The following is a 26566-nucleotide window of genomic DNA, read 5'->3' as shown; positions in this document are numbered from 1 at the left end:
TCAGGTATAAATTTTAAAGCTAATACAAAAACACAATGAATTTCTCATCAGAACAACCCCGAATTATTGTTGTAGGGAGCTCCTCTATAGATTTGGTTCTTGAAACCGAAAAAATTCCTATGCCCAATGAGACCGTTTTAGCCATTAAATCAGATAGCTATTTTGGAGGAAAAGGGGCTAATCAGGCGGTAGGTACTGCCAGGTTGGGAGCAAGTGTATATTTTATAGGATGTGTGGGGATGGATCCTCTTGGGCAGCAGATCATGAGGAATCTGGTAAGTGAAAATGTAAATGTAGGCTTTGTTCATGAAACAGATAAGGACGCTACAGGGACAGCCTATGTAACGACCTCTCACGGAAATGCAGCTATTGTGGTAGTTCCGGCAGCCAATAAATACCTTAGCAAACCTCATATAGATGAGGCTGAAAAATATTTTCATACTGCAGATCTTGTACTGATACAACTTGAGATTTCTATGGATGTAGTAGAACATACCGTTAGAAAAGCTAAGCAGTACGGAAAGAAGGTCGGTTTATATGCTTCTCCTGCCATGAGAGTCAGAGAAGATATCTTAGAAATGGTTGACTTTATTGTAGCCAAGAGTAATGAACTTTACATTATTTTCGGAGAAGAAAAAAGAGAAGAAGTTCTTAAGAAATATTTCAATAAAGTTTTCGTAAGAGATGACACCAATTCAACTATTTATTTTGATGGTACAGAGATGAAATATTACAGAAATGATAAAGATGAAAAAGTTCATAAAATGGGAATGGGAGATGCATTTACATCAGGATTTGCCATTGCGCTTTGCCATGGGAATTCTATAGAAGAATGTGTTAAATTCGGAAATGAAGTTTCATCAAGAGTGTCCGGAGGTAAAGGCTCTCAGACCGGACTGCCAAGAATCTCAGATTTCTTTTCCTAAAACTATTTACGACATATCAAAAGTCTGAAACTTAACATAAAAATATAAGTAAAATGTCCACTTTTATAGTGGATTTTTTCTTTTTATACTATGGAAAAACTAATATTAACCACAGAAGATCATACTCCGCTGGCTGTCCATCTCTTTAAACCGGAAAAAGATAATGGGAAACTACTGCTGATCAACTCTGCAACAGGAGTAAAACAACAGGTGTATTTTTCCTTTGCCAGCTATTTCGCTGAACAGGGTTTCACCGTAATTACTTATGACTACAGAGGAATAGGACTTTCCAAGCCAAAAAATATGAGAGGATTCCATGGCTCAATGAGGGTATGGGGCTCAAAAGACTATAAAGCTTTAACTCAATATATCAAAAAAGATTTTAAAGAACACAAAAAGTACTGCCTGGGTCATTCTGTAGGAGCATTAATCCTGGGAATGAATCAGGATTCTGAAATGTTTGAAGAATTTGTCTTTGTAGGAACACAAAATGCCTTCGTTGGAAACCTTAAAGGAATGACAAAAGTGGAAGCTTATTTAGGCTTTGGAATTGCCCAGCCATTAACAACTTCATTGTTAGGATATTTTCCTGCACATTGGTTTGGACTGGGAGAAAGTCTTCCAAAAAATTGCGCATATGACTGGAGAACCTTAATTTTAAACAAGAAATCAACCAACAGGCTGTTGGAAAAAATTGAGAATTTCTCTGAAAATTTGACGCAGAAAGTATTTGTAATTCGGGCTGAAGATGATATCTGGCTGACAGAAAGAGGAGTATTAAGCTTATTAAATAATACCTATCCTAATCTAAAACCAACTTACAGACTAGTGACAGTTTCAGAGTCCGATAAAAAAGAAATCGGGCATATTAATTTTTTCAGGAGTTACAACAGCAAACTTTGGGATATTATTTTAAATGAACTGATAGATAAATGAAAAGTACGATTGACAACACAGTAGCATTTGTAAAAGAAAAATTAGAAGGAGCAGAAGCAGGACATGACTGGTTTCATATTGAAAGAGTCTGGAAACTTGCTGCCCAGATAGCAGAAACAGAAGATTGTGACAAAGAAGTAGTAGAGCTGTCTGCTCTTCTTCATGATATTGCAGATCCCAAATTTCATAATGGTGATGAAACCATTGCTCCCAAAATATCCAGAACATTTCTTGAAGAACAGAATGTTTCTGAAGAAATCATTCAGAAGGTTTTATTTGTGATCGAAAATATTTCGTTCAAAAACAGAGATCAGGCGCCAGTAAATCCGCCTATTGAACTGCAAATTGTGCAGGATGCCGACCGTATTGATGCCATTGGAGCTATTGGAATTGCCAGAACATTCAACTTTGGAGGTTTTAAGAATAACCTGATGTATCACCCTGATATAAAACCCAAACTGGGAATGTCTAAAGAAGAGTATAAAAAATCTGATGGAACTACCATTAATCATTTCTACGAAAAACTATTGCTTCTGAAAGATATGATGAATACTCCAAAAGGAAAAAAAATGGCCGAAGAAAGACACCATTATATGCTGAATTTCCTCGACCAGTTTTATAAAGAATGGAATGTAGATTAGAAAATATTATATCCAAGAATTAAGGATACATATTTAAGATCTGCAGTCGCAGAATTTCTTTTTTCATCCAGTAAATTAGTATTTGTATTATATCTTGCTTCGATGCTGTATTTATTCTTGTAGTTGAAGCCTACACCCAATACAACACTTTTAAAATTTTGGGACGGAGATAATTGCAGTTTGTCAAAAACCGTCCCATCATAATCTAAATCAATGCTCTCAGATGAGCTGGTTTTAAACGAAAGGATATTAATTCCGGCATTGATAAATATTTTTGAATCATCATTGATATACATATAATGTCTTAAGCTAAGCGGAAGACTGAAGAATGCATAATTCTCCAGATGCATACTATATAAATTATCGCTTGTTTTAATCGTTGATTTATTGTTGTAAAGAGAGTAGGTAGGTTCCAGTACTAATGACCATTTGTTTTTGTTGAATGGTAATACAATTTCCGCCTCTACACCTATTCTTACCCCTGTTTTAGAAGAGAACCCTTCATTGCGGTATGTTTGCTCTATTTTTAACGGAGAGTAGAAATTAGCTCCCGGTCTTACGCTTAGGTTAAATTTTGCTTTCTTTTTCGTTTCTGTGAATGATTGCTCACCATCTGAGACTGCTCCGGAAAATTTACTGTTGTATACGCTGAAGATCTTTTTTAAATCGCTGGTTGTATATTTTGTTTTTGCTGCCAGAGCCTGTGCATTGGTATCGCCTGAAAAAATTGTTTTCAGTTGATTGATATAATCATCATTGGTTGCAATCTGTGAACTGCTGCCGTTGAAATAATATTTTTTGTAGATCAATGGCTGGATAGACGAATCTGAATCCGAATAAAAATATCTTTCAAAATTTTGTTTCTGATAGAAATACAGGTTTTTATTTCCTTTCACAACTTCTTTTAAGAAAACGATTCCTTTTTTAAATTCAGGGTCTTTATTGTTGGAAAGGTCATCAAGATGATCAGATGAATAATCAATATCACCATTGTAGCTGATAAACTTTACCTCATTATAAATTCCAAATTCTTTAATTGAAATGGGAGTACCGGTGTTTTCTGCTGAAGTTTCATCTGTTTTGTAAATGAAATTTTCAGGAGTACTTACCCATCCCTGATTTTTGATGAGTACCTCTTTTTTTACATCATTGCCATTGATGATGTACCCTTTTTCGAATTTTACCTGAGCGCAAATAAGCACTATACAGAAGGAAAGTAGTACCGAGAATGTTTTTTTCATGGTTAATTAGGATTAAAAATTTGGGCGCAAATATAGATAAAATAGAGAGAAGAAGTATCTTTGTAAAATATGACACTCATTATTTTTATAATATTCCTTGCTTCTGTTCTTTGTTTGGTCCTGTTTAAGGTTACATCAGGAAGTATGGCGAAGTGGGCAAAACTGTTTCGTATTGTAACACTGGTCTTTTCAATTTCTGTTTTTACATACTGGTTTATCAAGAAAAGTGCGGTGGCATTTGTAGATAATTCTGTTGGACTGCAGGTTGTCAATAAACTACCTCAGGCATTAGACTTTTACCTTATTAATGTCAATAAAACAGATAAAAATACTACCCTTGAACCAAAACATATTGGGAAAATACGTCCGGAATATTACAGAATAGAATATCTGAAAATGGATAAGTCTGATGAATATTGGATTGCAGGGTATCTGGGAAAGAAAAATCTTGTATACTTTTCTCAACATTCTGTGCCCAATAAAAATATTGATCAGATTGTAGAAGTTCAAAACTACATTAACCAAAGTATGAAACTTTCTGAGACTGCCAAAAAACAGGTAGATGCCTATAATTATGAGAATACAAAGCTGGGCATCTGGATTACACTGGATTTTCTTCTTCTGTTTCTCAATCTGGTACTGCTTCTTCGAAAAAATAAATAAAAAAAGGAATGAGACTTTACTGCTCATTCCCCATTTTTTGTTTTTAAGGATAATCCAGAATCTGCATGACCTGTTCTTTACATTCTTCAGGACATGCTCGTATGAGTTTATCCTTAGTATGTTTATTAATACTTTGAGGGGTAATCCATTCCGTTTTATCGGAATTCAGACTGTGGCTGTCATATACTCTTTTTATGGTGTTGTTGTCATAAAAAATATATTCATCACCAAGCCAGTTATTGGCAACACTGATTGTACAAATTTCCTTTTCCATGATTTATGTTTTTTAAAGTATAATGATTTCCGAAAAACATTATACTCTAATATACGAGTTTTTGTGATGAAAAGGATTGAATTGCTGGTTAAAAGTATATCGAAATTATTCTATTTGAATTGATCTTATTAAAAAAGTGTTCCTGTACTCTCTGTAGCCATTTGAGGAATATGAATATCAGTTTTCCATTCCTCATTTACTTTCTTGATGAAATAAGCTGATAATAATGGAGAGGCCTTTTCAATATTCTGATGTACGAAAAAGTAAAGATTCTGAAGACCATTTTTCTTCCATTGAGTAAGATGCTTCAACCAGTCATCCAGTCTTTCATAATCACTTTCTGCATTGGCACCCACATACCGGATAAATGCATTGGGAGTGGTAAGACGCATATGGAGCATATCTCTTCTTCCTGCAGTATCTACAATAATATTGGTGATGTTATGAGCTTCAAAAAGGTCACAGGTTGTATTCAGAATTTCCTCATTGGTAAACCATTCTGTATTTCTGAGTTCTATAGCTAATGGTACTTCTTTTGGCCATTCTTTTACAAATTTTTCCAGTCTGTCATAATCCTTAGGCTTAAAATTATCATGAAGCTGAAGGAAAGCCATTCCTAGTTTCTCATCAAAATTGATAACGGAAGATGCAAATTGGGTCACAGGATCTGTCACATCAATCAGTCTTCTGAAATGGGAAACAGTATTGGTGATCTTTGGAAAGAATTTAAAATCTGCCGGAGTCTTTTCTTTCCAGGTGGTTACCTGATCAGGAGTAGGCATTCCGTAGAAAGTAGCATTCAGTTCGATAGAATTAAACTGAGTGGCATAGTACGTCAGTTCATCCTTAGTTCCTTTAGGATAAAATCCTTTAAGGTCGGTCTTATTCCATTTGGCACATCCGATAGAAATATTTTCCAGTCCTTTTTTATTAAGAGCCAGCATTTCTTTGGTTTTAGGATGGTCTTTAGGTAATGTGAAATCTATTTTTGAAGGGTCTTCTACTTGTCCGAATTTCATATCTGTAGTTTTGGTATTAAACAATAAACACAAATATAAACCAAAAATATCAGAGCATTCTATGATTCCTACGGAAAATAATTAGACAGAATCAGCATTGAAAACGACAAAAGCACACCTCTCGGTATGCTTTTGCAAAATATAGCGTGTTTATTACTTGATCCTATGCCTCGCAGCTTGAACACGATACGAAGTTAACCATCATTTCTTTTGAAACCGATGAACTTCTTTGGTAGTAAAGTGTTTTTACTCCTTTTTTCCAAGCTTCAATATAAAGGTAGTTGACATCTTTTACAGGCATTGTAGAAGGAATCTGAAGATTCAGAGATTGTGCCTGATCAATGTATTGCTGTCTTTGTGCAGCCTGAGAGATAATCTCCATTGGAGAGATTTCTTTGAACGTTTTGAATACTGCTTTTTCTTCAGGAGTAAGCTCATTCAGGTGCTGTACGGATCCATGGTTGAGCATGATTGTTCTCCATGTTTCTTCGTTATCCAGTCCTTTTTCTTTCAATAGTTTTGCAAGGTATTTATTCTTACGCATAAAGTTTCCTTTCGCAAGACCTGCTTTATAATAGTTAGAAGAGAAAGGCTCAATTCCAGGAGAAGTCTGTCCTAAAATTGCTGAACTTGAAGTCGTAGGAGCAATAGCCATTGTAGTGGTATTTCTTAACCCGTATCCTTTCAATACTTCCGGTTCTCCATAGATGTTGGCAAGCTCTCTTGAAGCCTGCTCAGCCTGTTCTTTGATATGTCTGAATGCTCTTGCGTTGAACTGAGTTGCCTCAAAGCTTTCAAACGGAATCATATTTTTCTGTAAATAAGAATGGTAACCTAAAACTCCTAATCCAAGAGCTCTGTGACGCATCGCGAAGTTTCTTGCTCCCTGTAGGTAATAGTTACCATCAGTTTTGTCAATAAACTCTGATAATACAGCATCAAGGAAGTATACTGCTAATTTTACAGCATCTGTATCTTTCCACTCATCGTATAATTCAAGGTTCATAGAAGACAGACAGCAGATGAAAGACTCTTCCATTGTAGAAGGAAGCATGATTTCAGAACAAAGGTTACTCGCATTTACCGTCATTCCTAAATCTTTATAAACCTGAGGTTTGTTTCTGTTCACGTTATCTGTAAAGAAAATATACGGAAGACCTTTTTGCTGGCGGCTTTCCAATACTCTTGCCCAAACCTTACGTTTTTCCATATCACCGTCAATCATGTCCTGCATCCAGTAATCTGGTACACACACTCCGGTAAACAGGTTTTGAATCGGGCTACCGATATCTTTAATGGATAAAAATTCTTCAATATCTCCGTGGTCAATATCTAAGTAAGCAGCAAAAGCTCCTCTTCTTACGCCTCCTTGTGAAACAACATCCATAGCCGTATCAAAAAGCTTCATGAATGAAACTGCTCCTGAAGATTTTCCGTTATCCGTTACAGCGGTTCCTCTGTTTCTTAATTCTCCAAAATATCCTGAAGTACCCCCTCCGATTTTAGTCTGCATGATGACTTCTCCCATTTTGTGAGTAATCCCTTCAATACTGTCCGGAATGTGAGCGTTGAAACACGAGATAGGAAGACCTCTTTCTGTTCCCATGTTAGCCCATACAGGAGAAGAGAAACTGATCCATCCTTTTGTGATCATTTCTTTGAATGCCGGTTGAAGTTCAGGTTTGTACAACCTTTTTGCAGCGGCAGTGGTAATTCTGTCGATAGCTCCGTCTACCGTTTCACCTTTCAACAGATATCCTCTGTTCAGCATTTGCTCAGACTCTTCATTGAGCCACCATATATTTGAATTTTGCTCTTCCATAGATGTTATATTTTCGAATTCCGGAATGAGAGAATCACTCCGGAATTTTGTTTTTTTATATTATTGATTGTAAAATTTCTACTTTGTGGGAACCGTTCAACCCGCTTTCGTCTCTTAATCTCTGAAATTCTTTAAAAGACGGAATATTCAAAACTTCATGCTGAACTTCTTCATTAGCGTAGTTTGAATAATGTACAAAAGTAACGCCGTCTTCCTTTACAAAAACTTTGTATTCAAAAGAGGAAGCATCTAAATTTTTAAAATCTTCCAGAAACTTTTGGATATTGGTTTTATTGTTTGGAACAAATTCGGGGTTTACCGTATAGCTTACTATTACATTGATCATTTCTTTTGTATTTGTGCTTTATTAATGAACAGCAATTCCACTTATGAATCAGAAAAGGATTAATCCCGATACTGACTGCTTTGACGCTCGCTTCGCTCGCGCCTCCGTATTAGAACAAATCGTTTGCTGTAATACTTTTATCGTGCTTCGTGTAATCTACAGGTCTTTTTGCAAAGAAATCATCTAATGAATTGGCGAAAACTTCCTCTTCGAACCATACCATTGGTTTATATTGTTCCGGAGTGATGTTGTATCTTGTTTTCATGTTGATTTTCTTCAAGCTGTCATCTACACGGTATTTCATGAAGTTTAATAAATCTTCTTTAGAAACATTGTCGATTTCTCCTAGTTCAAAGATCCAGCTAAGGATATCACCTTCTCTTGCGATAGATTCATCCACTAACGTGTAGATATCTTCAATATCGCTGTCTGTTAATAAGTCAGGCTGTTCTTCACGGATTTTGTTGATCAGGTAGATTCCTGCATTGGCGTGAATTTGTTCATCTACGGAAGTCCATGCGATGATATTGGAAACATTTTTCATAAACCCTTTGAATCTTGTGAAAGAAAGGATGATGGCAAACTGCGAGAAAAGAGAAACATTTTCTACTAAAATACTGAATAACAGTAAAGCAGAAACATACTCTTTAGGGGTTGCAGAATTAGCATGTTTTAAAGCATTTCCTAAGAACTCAATTCTCCCTTTTACCGCAGGAATTTCGATCACGTTAAGGAATTCGTCGTTATATCCTAATACCTCTAATAAACGGGAATATGCTTCAGAATGACGAAACTCGCATTCTGCAAAAGTAGATCCTAATCCATTGAATTCCGGCTTTGGTAGGTGGTTGTATAAATTCCCCCAGAATGTCTTTACAGACACCTCGATCTGTGCAATGGCTAACAGCGCATTTTTCACAGCATGCTTTTCATGTGGTTCCAACTGCGAATGAAAATCCTGAACATCTGCAGTAAAGTCCACTTCGGAATGTACCCAGAACGATTTGTTGATTGCCTCTACAAATTGAAGAACCTCCGGGTATTCAAATGGCTTATAACTTACTCTTTTATCAAAAATTCCCATATTAAATATCTTTATAATTAAATAATTTAGATCCCTGTGGATAACGTTCCTGAAATACTTAACTTTTTGTTTATCTGTGAGTTGCTAAATAAAGTTATTCACTTCCGTAAATTCATATTTCTTGTAAAGAACTAATAGCAAAGTTCGAAAAAAAGAACTGATTTTGAAAGAGGTAAATACTAATCGGTTGACTTTTAGCCTGAAAAGTTTTCCACATTTACATGAAACTGGCTCGAATAATAGGCTAGACCGCTATCTAAGGGGTAAATAGATGGAAAACCGTAGTTACAGTTAAACAGAATTTTATAAAGTACTATTAATAAAGGTTTAAACCGTTAAACAAAAAAATATTTGAATAAATTTTTATTCTTGTAACAATTTGAAAATATCATCTACTTATTGGGTATAAAACATACATCACTTAATGTTAGTAATTCAGGATTTAAATAAGTCATACGATACAGGGAAAAGCAAGCTTCATGTTCTCAAAGGAATTAATCTGAATATTTCTGAAGGGGAGTTTGTTTCTATTATGGGAAGTTCCGGTTCCGGAAAATCTACGCTTCTTAATATTATTGGGATTCTGGATGAAAAAGATTCAGGAACCTATGAATTGGATGGTGTTCCTATTGAACATTTATCTGAAATAAAAGCTGCAGAATACAGAAGTAGATTTTTAGGATTTATTTTTCAGTCTTTTAACCTTATCAATTATAAAACAGCTTTGGAAAATGTAGCTCTTCCTCTGTACTATCAGAATGTACCGAGAAAAGAACGAAATCTGAAAGCTATGGAATATCTGGAGAAAGTAGGACTTGTACAATGGGCCAATCACCTTCCTAGTGAGCTTTCCGGAGGACAGAAGCAGAGAGTAGCTATTGCAAGAGCTTTGATTACCAATCCAAAAGTGGTACTGGCAGATGAGCCTACCGGAGCATTGGACTCCAAAACCACTCATGATATTATGAAACTGCTTCAGGATATTAATAATGAGGGAAAAACAATCATTGTTGTAACCCACGAACCTGATGTTGCTGCACAAACCAAAAGAAATGTAATACTGAAGGACGGGATTATTGAAAGTGATGAGTTTATTAAGCAGATTGTATTATAGGTGAATGGTGAACAGTCAATTTTGCTTCGCAAGTGAATTGATAATGAAGAGGGAAAATAATTAATAACACACACAAATGAATATGAAAAAAAATAAAAATGTTTTTAAATCTGAACCATTATAAACTTGATGTTTATCAGTCAGTCAGAGAATTAAGAATAGAATGTTATAAGATTTTATCTAAAATTCCTGATCATGAAAAATTTAATATAATCGACCAGATACGGAGAGCTTCTACTTCAGTGTTATTAAATATTACCGAAGGGTGTTCAAGAAAATCTGAACTGGAAAGGAAAAGGTATTTTGAAATTGCCAGAGGTTCGGTTATTGAGTTGGATTCTTGTTTTGATATCGTTATCGAATGTAATTATATTAAAATAGAGGAATTAACAAAAATTGGAAATTTAATAAAAACAGCATTTATCTTGTTAAGTAAAATGTTGAAAAAAGATTAGAAATGTGAAAATGAATTTTGCTTCGTAATTAAAGACTGATGAAGAATAAATTGACAATAAAGTTAATTGACTTCGAAGAAAATTGAAAGCGAAGCTAATTGACTTTTTTACAATGTAAAAAAATAAAAACTATGTTTGACCTAGATCGTTGGCAGGAAATATTCAGTTCTATCCGTAGTAATGTACTTCGGACAGTACTTTCAGGGTTTACGGTAGCTTTGGGACTGTTTATTTTCATTGTACTTTTCGGAATTGGGAAAGGACTTCAGAATGCATTTTCCGAAGGATTTTCAGGAGATGCCAAAAACCTGATCACCATCAGTACAGGAAAAACAACATTGGCTTATAAAGGATTACAGTCAGACCGAACGGTTACTATGAATAACAATGACTATGATTTCCTTATTAATGCTGAAAAGAAGAATGTAGGTGCTTCAAGTCCCAGATATAATGCCAGTTTAATGGTGAAGTATGGAAAAGAGAGCGGAATATATCAGGTACATGGAGCGGAGCCGGGAGAGCAGGTCATTGAAAACAGAAAAATGATTGACGGCAGGTATATTACGCCCCGAGATCTGGAAGGAAAACAAAATGTGGCAGTGATCGGAAGAATGGTACAGAGAGATTTGATTAAAAATGGAAGTCCTGTAGGAAAAGAACTGGACATTAATGGAACCATGTTTAAAGTGGTAGGAGTATTTTCTGATGATGGTGGAGACTGGGACGAAAGACATATTACTGTGCCTATTACGACCTTGCAACAAATGAAAAAAGGCTCGGATACAGTAAATATAGCCTATATTACATACAATGATAAACTGACTCCGGATCAGGCCATTAAGTATGGTGATGAGCTTAAAGATAAATTCAAAGCGAGAAAAAGTGTTTCTCCTGATGATGAAAATGGGGTTCGTGTCTGGAATAATGCCCAAAACATGAATGACACATTTGAGTTTATGGCAGTGCTTACAGCGATTGTCGGGTTTATTGGTATGGGTACATTGCTTGCGGGAATTATCGGGATTAGTAACATAATGGTGTATATTGTAAAAGAAAGAACCAAAGAGATTGGAGTACGAAAAGCTATTGGAGCAAAGCCAAGCGGAATTGTAGGGCTGATTGTTCAGGAAAGTGTTGTCATTACAGTAGTATCCGGACTTATTGGAGTAGGAATAGGCGTTTTGACATTAAGCCTTATTGGGAACAGTCTTGAAGAGTTTTTTATTAAAAGCCCAAGCGTAGGATGGGGTTCTATTATTATGGCGTTCATTGCTTTGATTTTTTCAGGACTAATTGCAGGTTTTGTACCTGCATACAGAGCTTCAAGAATTAAACCGATCGAAGCATTGAGAACAGAGTAATTTGTGAAAAAAGACAAACGAATTAATGGAATTCATAATTTATAACTTATAATTCAACAAGGTGAATATCATATTTAAAAAAGACACTTGGCAGGAAATTTATTATTCATTGAGGAATAATAAACTCCGAACGTTTCTTACCATGATTGGAGTAGGATGGGGGATGTTTTTGTATGTAAGCCTTCTTGGAGCTGCAAAAGGAATGGAAAATGGTTTTGATAAATTATTTTCCGGTTTTGCCACCAATTCAATCTTTCTGTGGGCACAGAAAACGTCAATTCCTTATGAAGGATTTCCTAAAGGAAGGGAAGTTCACCTGAAGCTGAACGATATGGAAATGCTGAAAAGAAAAGTGACAGCCATAGATTATATATCGCCACAAAATGCAAGAGGAAGCTTTACGGGAACACCGGGAGAAGCCATGTCAAGAAACGGGAAGAACGGAACCTATTCGCTTACCGGAGATTACTCTGTAGGAAATAAAATTTCAGAAAAGAAGCTGATCTTCGGACGCTATATCAATGATGCCGATGTTTCAGGAAATAAAAATGTAGTAGTTATCGGAGAAGAGATTTATAAAAACTTCTTTGATGGCAAGAAAAAAGAAAATCCAATAGGAAAATCGATCAATATTAAAGGACTATTCTTTAATGTAATTGGAGTTTTCCGTATGAAAAAAGGAGGTGGATTCGAAAATGATCAAACAGCTTTCATCCCACTTTCTACGTATACGAAAATGTATAATGCAGGAGAACAGATTGACATGTTTGCTATCGTAAGTAAACCAAATGCCAATGTAAACTCTGTAGAAGAAGACGTAAAACAGGTTTTGAAAACAAAAAATAAAGTTTCACCTGAAGATACCAATGCGTTTGGAAGTTTCAATCTTGGAAAAGAGTTTAAAAAACTGACAGGTTTCCTTACGGGAATGCAGTTGCTAACCATTATCGTGGGTACACTGACGATTCTTGCGGGAGTTATTGCTATTTCGAATATTCTCCTGATTACAGTAAAAGAAAGAACCAAAGAAATCGGGATTAGAAGAGCGTTAGGAGCAAAACCGGCAGAAGTAAGAAATCAGATTTTACTGGAAAGTGTTGTGATCACACTCTCCTCGGGATTATTAGGTTTTATGTTTGGAATTTTTGTATTGATGATTCTGAATGCAGCCACCCAGGGACAGGATTCATTTCCTTTTTATAACCCGACAGTCAACTATGGAAACGTATTTGCAGCGATGGCTGTAATGGTAATTTTAGGGTTGGTAATCGGGATGATCCCTGCGCAGAGAGCCGTAAAGATCAGACCTATTGAAGCATTAAGAACAGAATAATTAATTTTCACATCATTCAATCTATTTAATAAAAAATAAACTATACATATGAAAAAGAAATTCACCTGGAAAAAAGCCATTTATATTGTGTTGGGGCTTTTATTTGCAGTGGCATTGTTCTCAGGGCTTGGCTATTTTATCAAATCTAATTCCAAAGAAAGCGAGGCTTTTCTTACCCGTAAGCCTACTATTCAGAATATGGATGATAAAGTAATGGCTACGGGGAAAATTGTTCCAAAAGAAGAAATTGAAATCAAACCCAATATTGCGGGGATTATAGAAAAAATCTTAGTAAAAGAAGGAGATAAAGTAGAGGTGGGGCAGCTGATTGCTACCGTAAAGATTGTTCCAAGTATTTCTGAAGTAAATGCTTCTCAGCAGGAAGTTCAGAATGCGCAGATCCAGATCAGCAATGCTCAGATGAATGTAGGAAATATGCAGAAGCAATTTGAAATGCAGGAGAGACTCTACAAACAGGGAGTTGCTTCTAAACAAGAGTACCTGAACTCTCAGCAGCAATTGTTTTCTCAGCAACAGACTTTGAAAAATGCTCAGCAGCAATTAAATACCGCTCAAAAAAGACTTCAGATCGCTAAAACAGGGGCAACTCCTGAACTTAAAGGACAGGGCTTAGCTACCACAGAAATCCGTTCCAAAGCTTCAGGTACCGTACTGGAAGTTCCTGTAAAAGCAGGAAGCCAGGTGATTGAAGCCAATAACTTTAACGCGGGAACAACAATTTGTTCAGTAGCAGATTTAAATGTTCTGATCTTTAAAGGTGAAATTGATGAAGCTCAAGCCGGAAAGCTAAGTGAAGGTATGGATATGAATATCGTAATCGGTGCATTACAAAATAAAACGTTCCCTGGAAAACTAACCATGATTGCCCCTAAAGGAAAGGATAATGCAGGAACTATTAAATTTCCGGTAGAAGGGAATGTAACCAATCCTAATAATGAGTATATTAGAGCAGGTTTTTCTGCCAATGGTGAAATTGTTTTGAGTTCTCAGAAAAATGCATTATTATTGGATGAATCTTTAGTTCAATATGAAAAGAAACAAGGAAAAGACGTACCTTTCGTAGAAGTAAAACAAAAAGACGGTAAATTCAAAAAAGTATACGTGAAACTGGGAGCAAGTGACGGTATCAACGTTCAGATTCTTCCAGGATCAAATATTACTAAAGATACTGAAATTAAAGTATGGAATCCATCCGATAAAGATAAAGAAGAGCTGAAAGAGAAATCTAAGCAAAAATAATAAACTACACTATACACTTTTAAACTGTGAATCCTGGAGGAATTTTTTTCTCCGGGATTCTTTTTTTGTATTAAAACCTTTTGAAAGACTAAATTCCTATATTTGAATCATATAAATCCATGAAAAATGTGCAGGTACGCTGTGAAAACTTATAAATCACATTATGTTTGTTTTAAATGCCGAAAATCATTTAAACAACCTGATAGTGCTGATATTTTACGTCGGATCGAAAAAGAGAAAATATATCATGAACCGGATGGAAAGTCAATTTGTAAAATAGGATACGTTTTTACAAAAACAGAGACAAAAGAGTTACAGAAAATTGTTTCAGAGATTGAAAACAGAGCGATAAAATGTCCTGAGTGCGCCAGTATGATGGCTGGATTTCAAGGCCCCTAAAAAAACAGCGGTCAAAGAATGGAAAATTATAGAAGGTCTTTTTAAAACAGGAAAATGTTTTCATAGCTGTGGCTGTGATGGAATAGGATATATTCCTAAAAATCCTAAAGACTACGAAATGTATTTAAAAAACATATTGCAGTCTTACCAGGAATCGTTGATTTCCTGTCAAAATAAGCCGATTGAAGAGTTTCTTGATAAAAATGAGAAAATTAATTATTGGTCAGAGAAAATTCAAAAGATAAAATCCGAAATTTCTGATAATAACTTTGAAAAGGTGTAACAAAAAGTAAATTTAAAATGTCTTAATTTTAAATTCCAAACTATACCTCCATGAAAAAAGACTATTGGATTCTGTTTCTTTTTATTATTACAAAGTTTGTACTCCAATACTCATTGATAAGTCCTGAGTATGAATTGCACAGAGATGAATATTTACATCTTGATCAGGCCAATCATCTGGCGTGGGGATATCTCTCTGTTCCTCCCTTTAATTCCTGGCTGGCCTGGATAATCAAAATGTTGGGAAATTCTATATTTTGGGTTAAATTTTTTCCAGCCCTGTTCGGAGCTTTAACCATAGCATTGACATGGAAGGTGGTTGAAGAACTCAAAGGAAGTCTGGTTGCTAAAATCCTGGCTTCATTAGGAATATTATTTTCAGTACTTCTTCGGGTAAATATGCTGTTTCAGCCAACATCTTTAGAAATTTTGCTGTGGCTGTTCCTTTATTATAGCCTGATTAAATATTTTAATTCCCAACAAGTGAAATGGATCTATATAGGAGCCATCATTTTCGGAATAGGAGTATTAAATAAATACAATATTGTTTTTTCGTTATTAGGACTTATCCCAGCATTATTATTAACAGAACAAAGGAAGATTTTTATGCAGTCTCATGTGTATTGGGCAGCACTTTTAGCATTAATCATTATTTCCCCTAATCTTCTCTGGCAGTATGAGAATCAGTTTCCGGTAATTCATCATATGAAAGAGCTTTCCGAAAAACAGCTTGTACATGTAGACCGCATTGATTTTATGAAATCTCAGATTCTGTTTTTCATAGGCGTTATCTTCGTAATTATTGCAGGATGGGGAGCTTTATTACTCTATAATCCTTTTGAGAAATTCCGGTTTTTCTTCTGGAGTTATATCATAACAATTACCCTGTTTTTGTTTTTTAAAGCAAAAGACTATTATGCGATAGGTTTGTATCCGGTTTATATTGCTTTTGGTTCTGTTTTTCTCAGTCACGTATTTGAAAAAGGATGGAAAAGGTTTTTGAAACCGGTCAGTATACTCATTCCTATGCTTTTATTTCTTCCTTTGTATAATGTAGCCTTTCCGAATAAAAGTCCTCAATATATAGAATCCCATCAGGACGAATACAAAAAATTCGGACTGCTTCGCTGGGAAGATGGGGAAGATCATCCCTTGCCACAGGACTTTGCCGATATGCAGGGTTGGAAAGAATTGGCTCAAAAAGTAGATAAAGAATATTCCCGATTGTCAAAGTCTGGAAATACTATGGTATTGTGTGACAACTACGGGCAGACTGGCGCTATAAATTACTATTCAAAGGCAGGGGTTACAGCAATGTCATTTCATGCAGACTATATTAATTGGATCGATTTAAGTAAAAAATATAAAAATGTAATCAGGGTCAAAGATGCCCCTGAAGCAGGAAAAGAACTTGAAGAATCCGGTTCTTTTTTTGAGGTTGCAAAATTATATGATTCTATTACCAATCTCTACGCAAGAGAAAGAGGAACTGCAATTTTCAGCTTACAGGGAGCGAAAATAGATGTCAATAAAAGAATTCATGACGAAATTATCGAAGTTAAAAATGAGTGTAGTAGTGTTCAATAAAGATGAAAATGATGATTTGTTGACAAGATAAAGTTAATAGATAAATATTATTGCAACTTTATTGCGTTAATTGATTTTATGGTAACTTTGCACTATCAACTATCAACTATCAACTATCAACTATCAACTATCAACTATCAACTATCAACTATCAACTATCAATTGAACTATGGAAAACAAAAACTTTGATGCCATCATAATAGGAGGAAGCTATTCAGGTTTATCAGCAGGAATGTCTTTAGGAAGATCTTTAAGAAGTATCCTGATTATTGACAACGGAAAACCCAGTAACAGGCAGACTCCTCATTCCCATAATTTCGTTACCCACGATGGGAAAACACCAGCAGAAATTGCACAACTTGCAAAAAGAGATGTTGAAAAATATAAGACAGTCCATTTTTACAACGGAACAATTGTGAAAACAAAAAAGACCACCGAAGGTTTTGAGGTTGAAACTTCATCCAATGAAAAATTCAATACTAAAAAACTGATTCTTGCCTCGGGAGTAAAAGACCTCATGCCAGATATTCCTGGATTTGCAGAGTGCTGGGGGATTTCTGTGATACATTGTCCGTACTGCCATGGCTATGAAGTGAAAAATGAAATTACCGGAATTCTTTCCAATGGAGATATGGCTTACGAGTTTTCAAAACTGATCTTTAATCTGACCAAAAACCTTACTTTGTTTACCAATGGAAAGGCTGCACTTTCAAAAGAACAGATTGAAAAACTGAATCAGAATAAAATCATGCTTAACGAAGATGAAATTGAAGCAATAAAACATGAAAACGGCACTATTCAAAAACTGGTTTTCAAAAACGGACAGGAAATTTCTTTGCAGGCTTTGTATGCTAAAATTCCTTTTGAACAGAATGTAAACGTATCGGAAGATTTGGGATGTGAACTGACGGAACAGGGATTTATTAAAGTAGACATGATGCAGAAAACAAATATTCCCGGACTTTTTGCCTGTGGAGACAATGTAACCATGATGCGTTCCGTAGCCAATGCAATAGCACAGGGTAATTTTGCAGGTGCCGTGGTGAATAAAGAACTTACGGATGAAGAATTTTAAAGACTTTCCGGAGAAATAAAACAGGTGTATTTTCATTTTTTAGTGTTTAAAAATCATTTTTTCAATAGAGAAATCTCGACGAAAATTCCGTACATTTGGGGTGAAAATTTCAAAAACTAAAAGTAAAATGGATATTATTTTCGACCTGATTGAAAAGGAAAGACAAAGACAAACCCATGGATTAGAGCTTATCGCATCAGAAAATTTCGTTTCTGAAAACGTGATGAAAGCAATGGGAAGTGTACTGACAAACAAATATGCTGAAGGATATCCCGGAAAAAGATATTACGGAGGATGTGAAGTAGTAGACGAGGTTGAAACATTAGCTATCAACAGAGCAAAAGAACTTTTCGGAGTAGATTACGTGAATGTTCAGCCACATTCCGGTTCTCAGGCGAACGCTGCCATTTATCTTGCAGTTTTGAAACCAGGTGACAAAATCATGGGTATGGATCTTTCCATGGGAGGACACCTTACTCACGGTTCTGCAGTTAATTTTTCTGGTATTCAGTATAACGTAGTTTCTTACGGAGTTCAGCAGGAAACAGGTCTTATTGATTACGATCAAATGAGAGAAGTAGCATTGAGAGAAAAACCAAAAATGCTTATTGCAGGTTTCTCAGCCTATTCAAGAGATTTAGATTATGCTAAATTCAGAGAGGTTGCAGACGAAGTTGGTGCAACGCTTTGGGCAGATATTGCTCACCCGGCTGGTTTAGTAGCAAAAGGATTATTAAACTCACCATTCGAACACTGCCATGTAGTAACTACCACTACTCACAAAACCCTTAGAGGGCCAAGAGGAGGAATGATCATGATGGGTAAAGATTTCGAAAATACATATGGCCACAAAACTCCAAAAGGAGAAATCAAAATGATGAGCCAGGTATTAGACGGAGCTGTATTCCCTGGTATTCAGGGAGGACCGCTTGAGCATGTGATTGCTGGTAAAGCGGTAGCTTTCGGTGAAGCTTTAGATGTTCAGTTCGAAACCTATGCAAAACAGGTTAAAGCGAATGCTCAGGCATTATCAAAAGCGATGATCGACAGAGGATTTGATATCGTAAGTGGTGGTACAGACAATCATTTAATGCTGGTTGACCTTAGAAACAAAGGTGTAAATGGTAAGGAAACAGAAAAAGCATTAGTGCTTGCTGATATTACTTGTAACAAAAACATGGTTCCTTTCGATGATAAATCTCCATTTACTACATCTGGTATCAGATTAGGAACTGCTGCTATTACAACAAGAGGATTGAAAGAAAATGATATGGATACTATCGCAGGATTGATTTCTGAAGTAGTGGATAATATCAAAAATGAAGAAGTTCTTTCATCAGTAAGAAAGAAAGTGAACGAATTAATGGAAGGAAAAGCTTTGTTCAATTACTAACAGGCATTCCAATATCATATAAAGAATGGGCAGACTGCTCATTCTTTTTTTATTCAAATGGACAAAAAATCATATACTTTCGAGGAAATCAAACAAAAGCTGGTCAATTACTGTGTTTACCAGGATCGCTGTCATGCAGAAGTAGAACAGAAGATGAGAGAGTTTTTGCTTATTGATGAAGCAAAGGAAGAAATCATTTTATATCTGCTGAAAGAAAATTATCTGAATGAAGAGAGGTTTACAAGAAGCTATATCAGAGGTAAATTCTATATCAAACATTGGGGCAGAACTAAAATAAAAATGAATCTGAAGCAAAAACAGATTTCTGAGAGACTGATCAATTCTTGTTTCGATGAGATATATGAGTCTGATTATGAAAAAACTATCAGAAAGATTTTTGAAGATTATTATTCCAAGCAAACCGGCTTGAAAGAATATCAAAAAAAAACCAAGACAATAAAATATTTAATGAGCAAAGGTTTTGAATATGAGAAAATAATTGATATTTTTGACTAAAATTTTAACGAATTAAAAAAAACTAGACCGTGATTTATTCAGATAAAACAAAAAGTTCATTGAAAAAGATTGATATATAGATATTTAATAATTATTTTAAATATAAAGCAGCTAGAGTAAGATAATTTTACAGATAAATATCACTTTTATAAGAGTTTTTATGGTATGGTTTTTGTCTGTGAGTTTAGCTGTATTTTAATGGAATCAATAGATTTCATAAATGTAACATCAAATTTATTTTCGATTTCAACATATTGAAATAAATTTATTTATTTTTGCATGATTGTATCGGAATTATCTTTGATTGGATGATTAGATATTAGACTATAATTAAATATGAACACCAATAAAGACAATGTACAATTCTCTTAGGAAAACAATATTTGGAGGGGATAATGTTGTCAATCTCTCAGACGTAAGATATCTTCCTAGATGGATAATTCTTGTAATAGACATTATTATTCTGGTTATATCTTTATTTCTTTCTACTTACATTATCGAAAAAATTACCAAGCAGGAATTTATCTATCATGAAGATAAAAGCGTGATTTTCGTTTTTATCATTTTGATAAATACCGCTTTTATGTATGTTTTTAAGACCTATGCAGGGATTATCCGCCATTCAACATTCATAGACCTATTTAAGCTTTTGATATCGTGCTTTTGCACCATGCTGGCTATCGGAACTATAAATATATTTTATTTCTGGAGTACCGGGGGTAAATTTATACTTACACCTTATCTGATCCTGTATTTTGTGATTTCCTTTATGGGGCTGTTTCTCTTTAGATTATATGTGAAAGAATTTTTCCATATCGTAAGAGAATACAGAAGAAGCGCTCTGAAAAAAAGAATTTTAGTATTGGGAATTGATGAGCAATCTATTGCCATTGCCCGCGCCATTCTGGATAATCCAAGCCTGCCTTATCAGGTAGTAGGGTTTCTGACACAAAGGACAGATTCTAAAAGAGCATCACTATTAGGAAAACCCATTTACGAAAAACAGAAAATAGAAGAAAACTCAAAAGAAGATCTTATTATTGATGGAGTCCTTATTGTTAAAGAAATGATGGCCAGAGAGGAGATGAATGCCTGGGTTAATCTATTTTTGGAAAAAGATCTTAATGTTTTCAAAGCTCCATCTGTACAAAAATTGAGAGATAGTGATTTAGGGGGATCTATTAGAAATCTTCAGATTGAGGATTTATTGAATAGAAAGCCTATTAAAATTCAAAACGAAAAAGTAAAAAGTAGACATTTTGAGAAAACAGTACTGGTAACTGGTGGAGCAGGGTCTATAGGAAGTGAAATTGTAAGACAGGTTGCTAACTTTAATCCTTCTTTGATCGTGATATTGGATCAGGCAGAAACGCCATTGTACGAAATTGAACTTGAAATGAGAGAAAAATATCCTCACATTGCTTTCAAGTTTGTTTTAGGAGATGTTTCTAACCAACACAGGATGGAATCTCTATTCCAGATGTATAACTTCTCAATGGTTTATCATGCTGCTGCTTATAAGCATGTACCATTGGTAGAAGAAAATCCTCACGAAGCTATTTTTGTTAATATATTAGGTTCTAAGATTGTTGCAAAGTTATCCAGTAAATATAAAGTAAACAGATTCGTTATGGTATCTACAGATAAAGCTGTAAATCCTACCAACGTAATGGGAGCTTCAAAGCGTGCCGCTGAGCTTTTTGTACAGTCGCTGCAGAATGTGGATGGCAATGTGACAAAATTTATTACAACAAGATTTGGAAACGTATTGGGATCTAACGGGTCAGTAATTCCTCATTTTAAAAAACAGATTGCAGCAGGAGGTCCGGTAACCATTACACATCCGGATATTGTGAGATATTTCATGACAATTCCTGAAGCTTGTGAATTGGTTCTACAAGCAGGAACGATGGGAGAAGGTGGGGAAATTTTTGTTTTTGATATGGGAGAACCTGTTAAAATTCTCGACCTGGCAAGAAGAATGATAAAGTTATCAGGATTTGAACCCAATCTGGATATTAAGATCATTTATACAGGATTAAGACCGGGAGAAAAACTATATGAAGAGTTGCTAAGTGATGATGCGAAAACACTACCTACTCACAATGAGAAAATTATGATATCTAGAGATCCTTCTATGGGATTTGAAGAGATAGATACTCTTACAAAACAAATTACAAAGGCATCCTTAAGAAGGGATAAAGTAGAGGTAGTAAGAATCCTTAAAACTATAGTTCCTGAATTTAAAAGCAATAATTCTATATTTGAAGCTTTAGATAAATAAGAGGAATATAAGTGTATATTTGTACAATTTTAAAATATGAAAGGGAAAATATTAGCGATATCATTAGGTATTTTATTAGTTTCTTGTAAGACGAATAAGAATGCACAAAATGATTTAAATTATATGCAGAATATAGAGCAGGTGGCTATAGAGGCTTCTATGAAAAATTCTGGAAATACAATACAGACAGGTGATCAGCTTATTATTCTGATTACCGCAAAAGATATGGATGTGGTAAAGCCGTTCAATCAAAATTATTCCTCATCAGAAGTGATACAGCCTAATGGTACTGCTGGAGGCAATAATCCGTCACAGGGTGCTACAAGTATTTCTGGGCCTACCTATATTGTAGATGCCAACGGAAATATTGATTTTCCTGTTTTAGGTCAGATAAATACAACCAATAAGTCACTGGCTGATTTTAAAAACGAGATTCGTGAAAAACTAACGAGATATATTATAAATCCAACGGTAAATGTAAGGCTTGCTAACTTTAAGGTTACAGTACTTGGAGAAGTAAACAGACAAGGAGATTATACTATATCCAACGGGCAGGCCACTATTTTAAACGCTCTTGGATTAGCAGGTGATCTTACAATGTATGGAAAAAGAGATGATATATTAATTATAAGATCAGAAAATGGTAAGGTGACTCATGGAAAAATAAACTTGCAAGATGCGAATCTTATCAATTCACCTTATTATAATTTGAAACAAGGGGATGCAATTGTTGTATCATCTAATAAAGCAAGAAATATTGCAGCCAAGCAAAATCCAAATACAGGTATTTACCTTACGGCAATTTCAATTGGTATTACAGCAATCGCGGTAGTAATAAGTCTATTCAAGAAATAAATTAATGAACAATCAGGATTCTACTCAGTTTTCTCATACAGAAAATCAATATAATATTAATGAGATTGTAAAGCCATATTTACAACGATGGCCATGGTTTGTGGTTTCGGCTCTTTTATTTGTATTGATGGCTTATATTGCATTTAAATTTATAACTCCTGTATACAATATAAAAACTACAATTTTAATTAAAGATACCAAAAATACTCCTAGTGCAAATACTGATACCGGCGTGCTGCAGGATTTATCAGGATTTGGAGGGATGAAAACCAATAGTATTGAAAATGAAATTGAGATTCTCAAGTCTAAAAGACTAATGAGAGATGTAGTGATTACTAAAAACCTGCAGGTTGATATTTTTGCAAAAGGAAAAGTAATTAAAAAAGAGTTATATAAAACTACATCTCCTATTATTGTAAAAGTAATTAACGAGAAACCTCTCGCAAAATTTCCGGGTAAGCCTTTAAATGTTTCTCTAAAAGGAAATGAAATTAGCATTACTTCAGATGAGTTAGAAAAAAATATTGTTTCCGGTTTCGGAAAAACAATAAATCTGCCTTTTGCAAATATTATTATCGTTAAAAACGAACAGTTTAATCCAAACGAAATAAAAGATGTAAACACTAATGATTTAGAACTTTTTATCTCGCCAATTGAAGCAAAAGTTAATAGTTTGCAACAACAAGTGGGTATTGGAGTGGTAAACAAAGAAACTACTGTTGTAGGACTTGAAGTAAACTATCCAGAAACAATTAAAGCCGCAGACATTTTGAATACATTAGTTGTAATGTATAATAATGATGCGATTACAGATAAAAATCAGGAATCTAAAAAAACACTGGACTTTATTGAAGATAGAGTAAAGAAGCTTTCTGTAGAGCTTGGCCAGGTAGAAAATGAAAAAGAGAACTTTAAAGCTAAAAATAATTTAACGGACTTAGAAACAGAAGCAAAAATTAGTCTGGAGAGTTCTGCATCTGCAAGAGCTAAACAATTGGATGTAAATGCTCAACTAGAACTTACCAATTCCTTGCTTAATTTCGTTTCTAAACAAGGGCAGTATCAGGTATTACCTGCAAATGTAGGTCTTAATAATTCTGAAGCTGTAGCAGGAATTGTAAACTATAATCAGTTGGTATTACAAAGAAACAGATTGTTAGAATCTGCTACACCAGAAAACCCTGCAGTTGTTGACATTACCAAACAAGTTAATTCTTTGCGTACTTCTATTGTTCAAAGCTTACAAAAAAATCAAACCGGATTGGAGCTTGCAAGAGGTGAATATTTGGGAGAACAAAATAAAGTCTCTGAAAAGATTTCTAAACTTCCATCCATTGAAAAAATGTTTAGAGGTATTGAAAGACAGCAGCAGATAAAAGAAAATCTATATTTGTTATTATTACAAAAAAGAGAGGAAACGGCTATTGCACAATCTATTACAGCACCAAAAGCTAAAGTGATAGATACTGCATATTCATCACAAGGGCCTGTTGCACCTAAAAAAATGATAATCCTTTTAGCGGCATTTATTATTGGATTATTGATTCCTGTTGCCATTATATATTTGAAAAATCTATTTAATAATAAGATTAAAACTAAACATGATTTAGAGAAAATTGTTCATGCTCCTGTAATTGCAGAATTACCAAGTCTTGAAAAAGGAGATTCTGAAATCGTTAAGGTGAATGATATTACACCAATGGCAGAGGCGTTCAGAATTCTTATTACTAATATGAACTTCATGCTCCCTAAGGATAAAAAAGGTAAAATTGTATTTGTTACATCTACAGTTAAGGGAGAAGGTAAAACTTTTACTTCTGTTAACCTAGCTCTTACACTTGCTAACCCTAAGAAAAAAGCTATCATAATAGGTTCAGATATCAGAAACCCTCAACTTCAAAGATATAATCCTGCCAGAAAAGGACTTACAGGGCTTACTGAATTCCTTTATTCTGATAATACCAAACTTGAAGATATTATTCACATTTCATCCTTTAACCCTCATTTGGATGTTATTTATTCAGGAATGATTCCTCCTAACCCAACAGAATTATTATCTAATGGTCGTTATGAATCACTTCTTGAAGAATTGAGAGGAAAATATGATTATATCATTCTTGATACAGCTCCATTGCTTCTTGTTACTGATACATTCCTTATTTCTGATCTGGCCGATGTTACCATCTATGTATCTAGATCCAGATATACTGAAAAATCATTAATGGAATTTGCTAATATTAATATTGATCAGAAGAAAATAAGCAATGTTGGTTTTGTTCTTAATGATGTTAATAGAGAAAATTTAGGATACAGTAACAAATACGGCTATGGATATAATAACCATGTTGAAAAATCATGGTTTCAAAAAGTTAGAAACAAATTTAACAAATGATGATAAATTATAAGATAGCTGTTATAGGGCAAGGGTATGTAGGACTTCCATTGTCTTTAGAATTTGCAGTTCATTATCCTGTATTAGGATTTGATATCAATACACAACGTGTTGGTGAACTTAATAAAGGTGAGGATATTACTCTTGAAGCTGATATTGAAAAACTTACTACAGCTTTAAAAAAATATACAGAATCTAATGCAACAATAGGCTATCAGGCAACAAGTGAATTATCTGATATTGCAGATGCTAATATTTATATTGTAACAGTTCCTACACCTATTGACAGATATAATGCTCCGGATCTTAAACCCTTGATCTCTGCTTCAAAAATGTTGGGAGGCATTATCAAAAATGGAGACATTGTAATTTATGAATCAACCGTGTTCCCTGGTTGTACAGAAGAAGAATGTGTACCTGTTTTAGAAAAATATTCAGGACTAAAATATAATGAAGATTTCTTTGTAGGATATTCCCCGGAAAGAATTAATCCAGGAGATAAAATAAATACACTTACCAGTGTAAAAAAAGTAACATCCGGTTCTACAGAGGTAATTGCCGAAGAAGTAGATCAACTCTATAAAAAAATTATTACAGCAGGAACACATAAAGCATCCAGTCTGAAGGTTGCTGAAGCATCAAAAGCTATTGAAAATGCACAACGTGATGTAAATATTTCTTTTGTAAATGAACTGGCACTAATTTTTGACAGAATAGGAATTGATACAAATGATGTTTTGGAAGCTGCCGGAACGAAATATAATTTTTTAAAATATAAACCTGGTTTAGTAGGAGGACATTGTATTTCTGTTGATCCTTATTATCTTGCACATAAAGCGGAACAATTAGGCTACCATCCTGATGTGATTTTATCCGGACGTCGTGTAAATGACTCAATTGCAAAATTTATTGCTTCTAAAGTAGTAAAATTGATGATTGCAAAAGGTGAAGTTATTAAAGATTCTCAAGCATTGATTCTAGGTGTTACATTCAAAGAAAACTGCCCGGATGTAAGGAATACAAAAGTATTAGATATTTATACCGAACTTTCTGATTATGGTGTTAATGTAGATATTTATGATCCTTGGGCCAGTAAAGAAGAAGTAAAACATGAATATGGGATTGATATTTTGGATGTTCTTATTGAAGGAAAAAAATATGACGCTCTGATTTTAGCTGTTTCTCATAATGAATTTCTTCAAATGGATTTAAGTGCATTGAAAAAAGAAAATTCAATTGTTTTTGATACCAAAGCCTGTTTAGACAGAAATTCGGTAGATGCCAGATTATAATTTTCAAAAAATTAAA

Annotated in this window: 23 protein-coding genes; 17 read left to right on the top strand and 6 right to left on the bottom strand. The window is 34.6% G+C overall.

Annotation, left to right across the window (positions count from 1 at the left end):
• Positions 1 to 35: 35 nt before the first annotated feature.
• From CQ046_RS04160 to CQ046_RS04150, 3 genes are all read left to right on the top strand, one after another.
• Positions 36 to 926: a ribokinase gene (locus tag CQ046_RS04160; protein ID WP_105701061.1), complete on the top strand. Its 891-nt coding sequence runs from the start codon at positions 36 to 38 to the stop codon at positions 924 to 926.
• Between the two features lie 90 nt (positions 927 to 1016).
• Positions 1017 to 1862 carry an alpha/beta fold hydrolase gene (locus CQ046_RS04155; RefSeq protein WP_105701060.1) on the top strand — a complete coding sequence of 282 codons (846 nt, stop codon included), beginning with the start codon at positions 1017 to 1019 and terminating at the stop codon, positions 1860 to 1862.
• Entirely contained in the window at positions 1859 to 2503 is a 645-nt protein-coding gene (locus tag CQ046_RS04150) for an HD domain-containing protein (protein ID WP_105701059.1), read from the top strand. Before CQ046_RS04155 ends, CQ046_RS04150 begins: the two co-directional genes overlap by 4 nt.
• Here CQ046_RS04150 and CQ046_RS04145 read toward each other — a convergent pair.
• Positions 2500 to 3744 (bottom strand): PorT family protein, encoded by a 1245-nt coding sequence (locus CQ046_RS04145; protein WP_105701058.1) that lies wholly within the window; start codon positions 3742 to 3744, stop codon positions 2500 to 2502. The genes CQ046_RS04150 and CQ046_RS04145 overlap by 4 nt on opposite strands.
• Before the next feature lie 69 nt (positions 3745 to 3813).
• Between CQ046_RS04145 and CQ046_RS04140 the strand changes: the two genes are divergently transcribed.
• Positions 3814 to 4407: a hypothetical protein gene (locus CQ046_RS04140; protein WP_105701057.1), complete on the top strand. Its 594-nt coding sequence runs from the start codon at positions 3814 to 3816 to the stop codon at positions 4405 to 4407.
• 43 nt (positions 4408 to 4450) lie between these two features.
• Here CQ046_RS04140 and CQ046_RS04135 read toward each other — a convergent pair whose 3' ends face one another.
• The 5 genes from CQ046_RS04135 to CQ046_RS04115 form a co-directional block, all read right to left on the bottom strand.
• Entirely contained in the window at positions 4451 to 4681 is a 231-nt protein-coding gene (locus tag CQ046_RS04135) for a hypothetical protein (RefSeq protein ID WP_105701056.1), read from the bottom strand.
• Between the two features lie 128 nt (positions 4682 to 4809).
• Entirely contained in the window at positions 4810 to 5700 is an 891-nt protein-coding gene (locus tag CQ046_RS04130) for a DUF72 domain-containing protein (protein WP_105701136.1), read from the bottom strand.
• A 163-nt stretch (positions 5701 to 5863) separates the two neighbouring features.
• Positions 5864 to 7522 carry a ribonucleoside-diphosphate reductase subunit alpha gene (locus CQ046_RS04125; protein ID WP_105701055.1) on the bottom strand — a complete coding sequence of 553 codons (1659 nt, stop codon included), beginning with the start codon at positions 7520 to 7522 and terminating at the stop codon, positions 5864 to 5866.
• A gap of 55 nt (positions 7523 to 7577) precedes the next feature.
• A complete protein-coding gene (locus tag CQ046_RS04120) occupies positions 7578 to 7868 on the bottom strand; it encodes a hypothetical protein (RefSeq protein WP_105701054.1) in 291 nt (96 codons plus the stop codon).
• Between the two features lie 109 nt (positions 7869 to 7977).
• Entirely contained in the window at positions 7978 to 8952 is a 975-nt protein-coding gene (locus CQ046_RS04115) for a ribonucleotide-diphosphate reductase subunit beta (protein WP_047378790.1), read from the bottom strand.
• Positions 8953 to 9376: 424 nt separating this feature from the next.
• On the opposite strand from CQ046_RS04115, the gene CQ046_RS04110 reads away from it, so the two are divergent.
• The 13 genes from CQ046_RS04110 (at position 9377) to CQ046_RS04045 (ending at position 26550) form a co-directional block, all read left to right on the top strand.
• Positions 9377 to 10066, top strand: a complete 690-nt coding sequence (locus CQ046_RS04110) for an ABC transporter ATP-binding protein (protein WP_105701053.1) — start codon at positions 9377 to 9379, stop codon at positions 10064 to 10066.
• Positions 10067 to 10164: 98 nt separating this feature from the next.
• Complete coding sequence (locus tag CQ046_RS04105) at positions 10165 to 10521, top strand: four helix bundle protein (protein ID WP_105701052.1); 357 nt, start codon at positions 10165 to 10167, stop codon at positions 10519 to 10521.
• A gap of 131 nt (positions 10522 to 10652) precedes the next feature.
• Entirely contained in the window at positions 10653 to 11882 is a 1230-nt protein-coding gene (locus CQ046_RS04100) for an ABC transporter permease (RefSeq protein ID WP_105701051.1), read from the top strand.
• A gap of 61 nt (positions 11883 to 11943) precedes the next feature.
• On the top strand, positions 11944 to 13215 hold the full coding sequence (locus tag CQ046_RS04095) for an ABC transporter permease (RefSeq protein ID WP_105701050.1): 1272 nt from the start codon (positions 11944 to 11946) through the stop codon (positions 13213 to 13215).
• 48 nt (positions 13216 to 13263) lie between these two features.
• Positions 13264 to 14475 (top strand): efflux RND transporter periplasmic adaptor subunit, encoded by a 1212-nt coding sequence (locus tag CQ046_RS04090; RefSeq protein ID WP_185126143.1) that lies wholly within the window; start codon positions 13264 to 13266, stop codon positions 14473 to 14475.
• Between the two features lie 732 nt (positions 14476 to 15207).
• Positions 15208 to 16743 (top strand): glycosyltransferase family 39 protein, encoded by a 1536-nt coding sequence (locus tag CQ046_RS04080; RefSeq protein WP_105701047.1) that lies wholly within the window; start codon positions 15208 to 15210, stop codon positions 16741 to 16743.
• Between the two features lie 169 nt (positions 16744 to 16912).
• Positions 16913 to 17818 carry an NAD(P)/FAD-dependent oxidoreductase gene (locus CQ046_RS04075; protein WP_105701046.1) on the top strand — a complete coding sequence of 302 codons (906 nt, stop codon included), beginning with the start codon at positions 16913 to 16915 and terminating at the stop codon, positions 17816 to 17818.
• A 127-nt stretch (positions 17819 to 17945) separates the two neighbouring features.
• Positions 17946 to 19211 (top strand): serine hydroxymethyltransferase, encoded by a 1266-nt coding sequence (glyA, locus tag CQ046_RS04070; RefSeq protein ID WP_105701045.1) that lies wholly within the window; start codon positions 17946 to 17948, stop codon positions 19209 to 19211.
• Positions 19212 to 19268: 57 nt separating this feature from the next.
• A complete protein-coding gene (locus tag CQ046_RS04065; RefSeq protein WP_105701044.1) occupies positions 19269 to 19727 on the top strand; it encodes a regulatory protein RecX in 459 nt (152 codons plus the stop codon).
• A 355-nt stretch (positions 19728 to 20082) separates the two neighbouring features.
• Positions 20083 to 22011: a polysaccharide biosynthesis protein gene (locus tag CQ046_RS04060; RefSeq protein ID WP_105701043.1), complete on the top strand. Its 1929-nt coding sequence runs from the start codon at positions 20083 to 20085 to the stop codon at positions 22009 to 22011.
• 36 nt (positions 22012 to 22047) lie between these two features.
• Complete coding sequence (locus CQ046_RS04055; protein WP_105701042.1) at positions 22048 to 22866, top strand: polysaccharide biosynthesis/export family protein; 819 nt, start codon at positions 22048 to 22050, stop codon at positions 22864 to 22866.
• A gap of 4 nt (positions 22867 to 22870) precedes the next feature.
• Complete coding sequence (locus CQ046_RS04050; protein ID WP_105701041.1) at positions 22871 to 25258, top strand: GumC family protein; 2388 nt, start codon at positions 22871 to 22873, stop codon at positions 25256 to 25258.
• The gene (locus CQ046_RS04045; RefSeq protein ID WP_105701040.1) at positions 25255 to 26550 is read left to right on the top strand and encodes a nucleotide sugar dehydrogenase; all 1296 of its coding nucleotides are present in this window, start codon (positions 25255 to 25257) and stop codon (positions 26548 to 26550) included. Before CQ046_RS04050 ends, CQ046_RS04045 begins: the two co-directional genes overlap by 4 nt.
• The last annotated feature ends 16 nt before the right edge of the window (positions 26551 to 26566 follow it).

Origin of the sequence: Chryseobacterium sp. MYb7, assembly GCF_002979455.1 — a bacterium.
In the GTDB taxonomy this organism is placed as follows: Bacteria; Bacteroidota; Bacteroidia; order Flavobacteriales; family Weeksellaceae; genus Chryseobacterium.
This window is presented reverse-complemented; position numbering and strand designations above follow the sequence as displayed.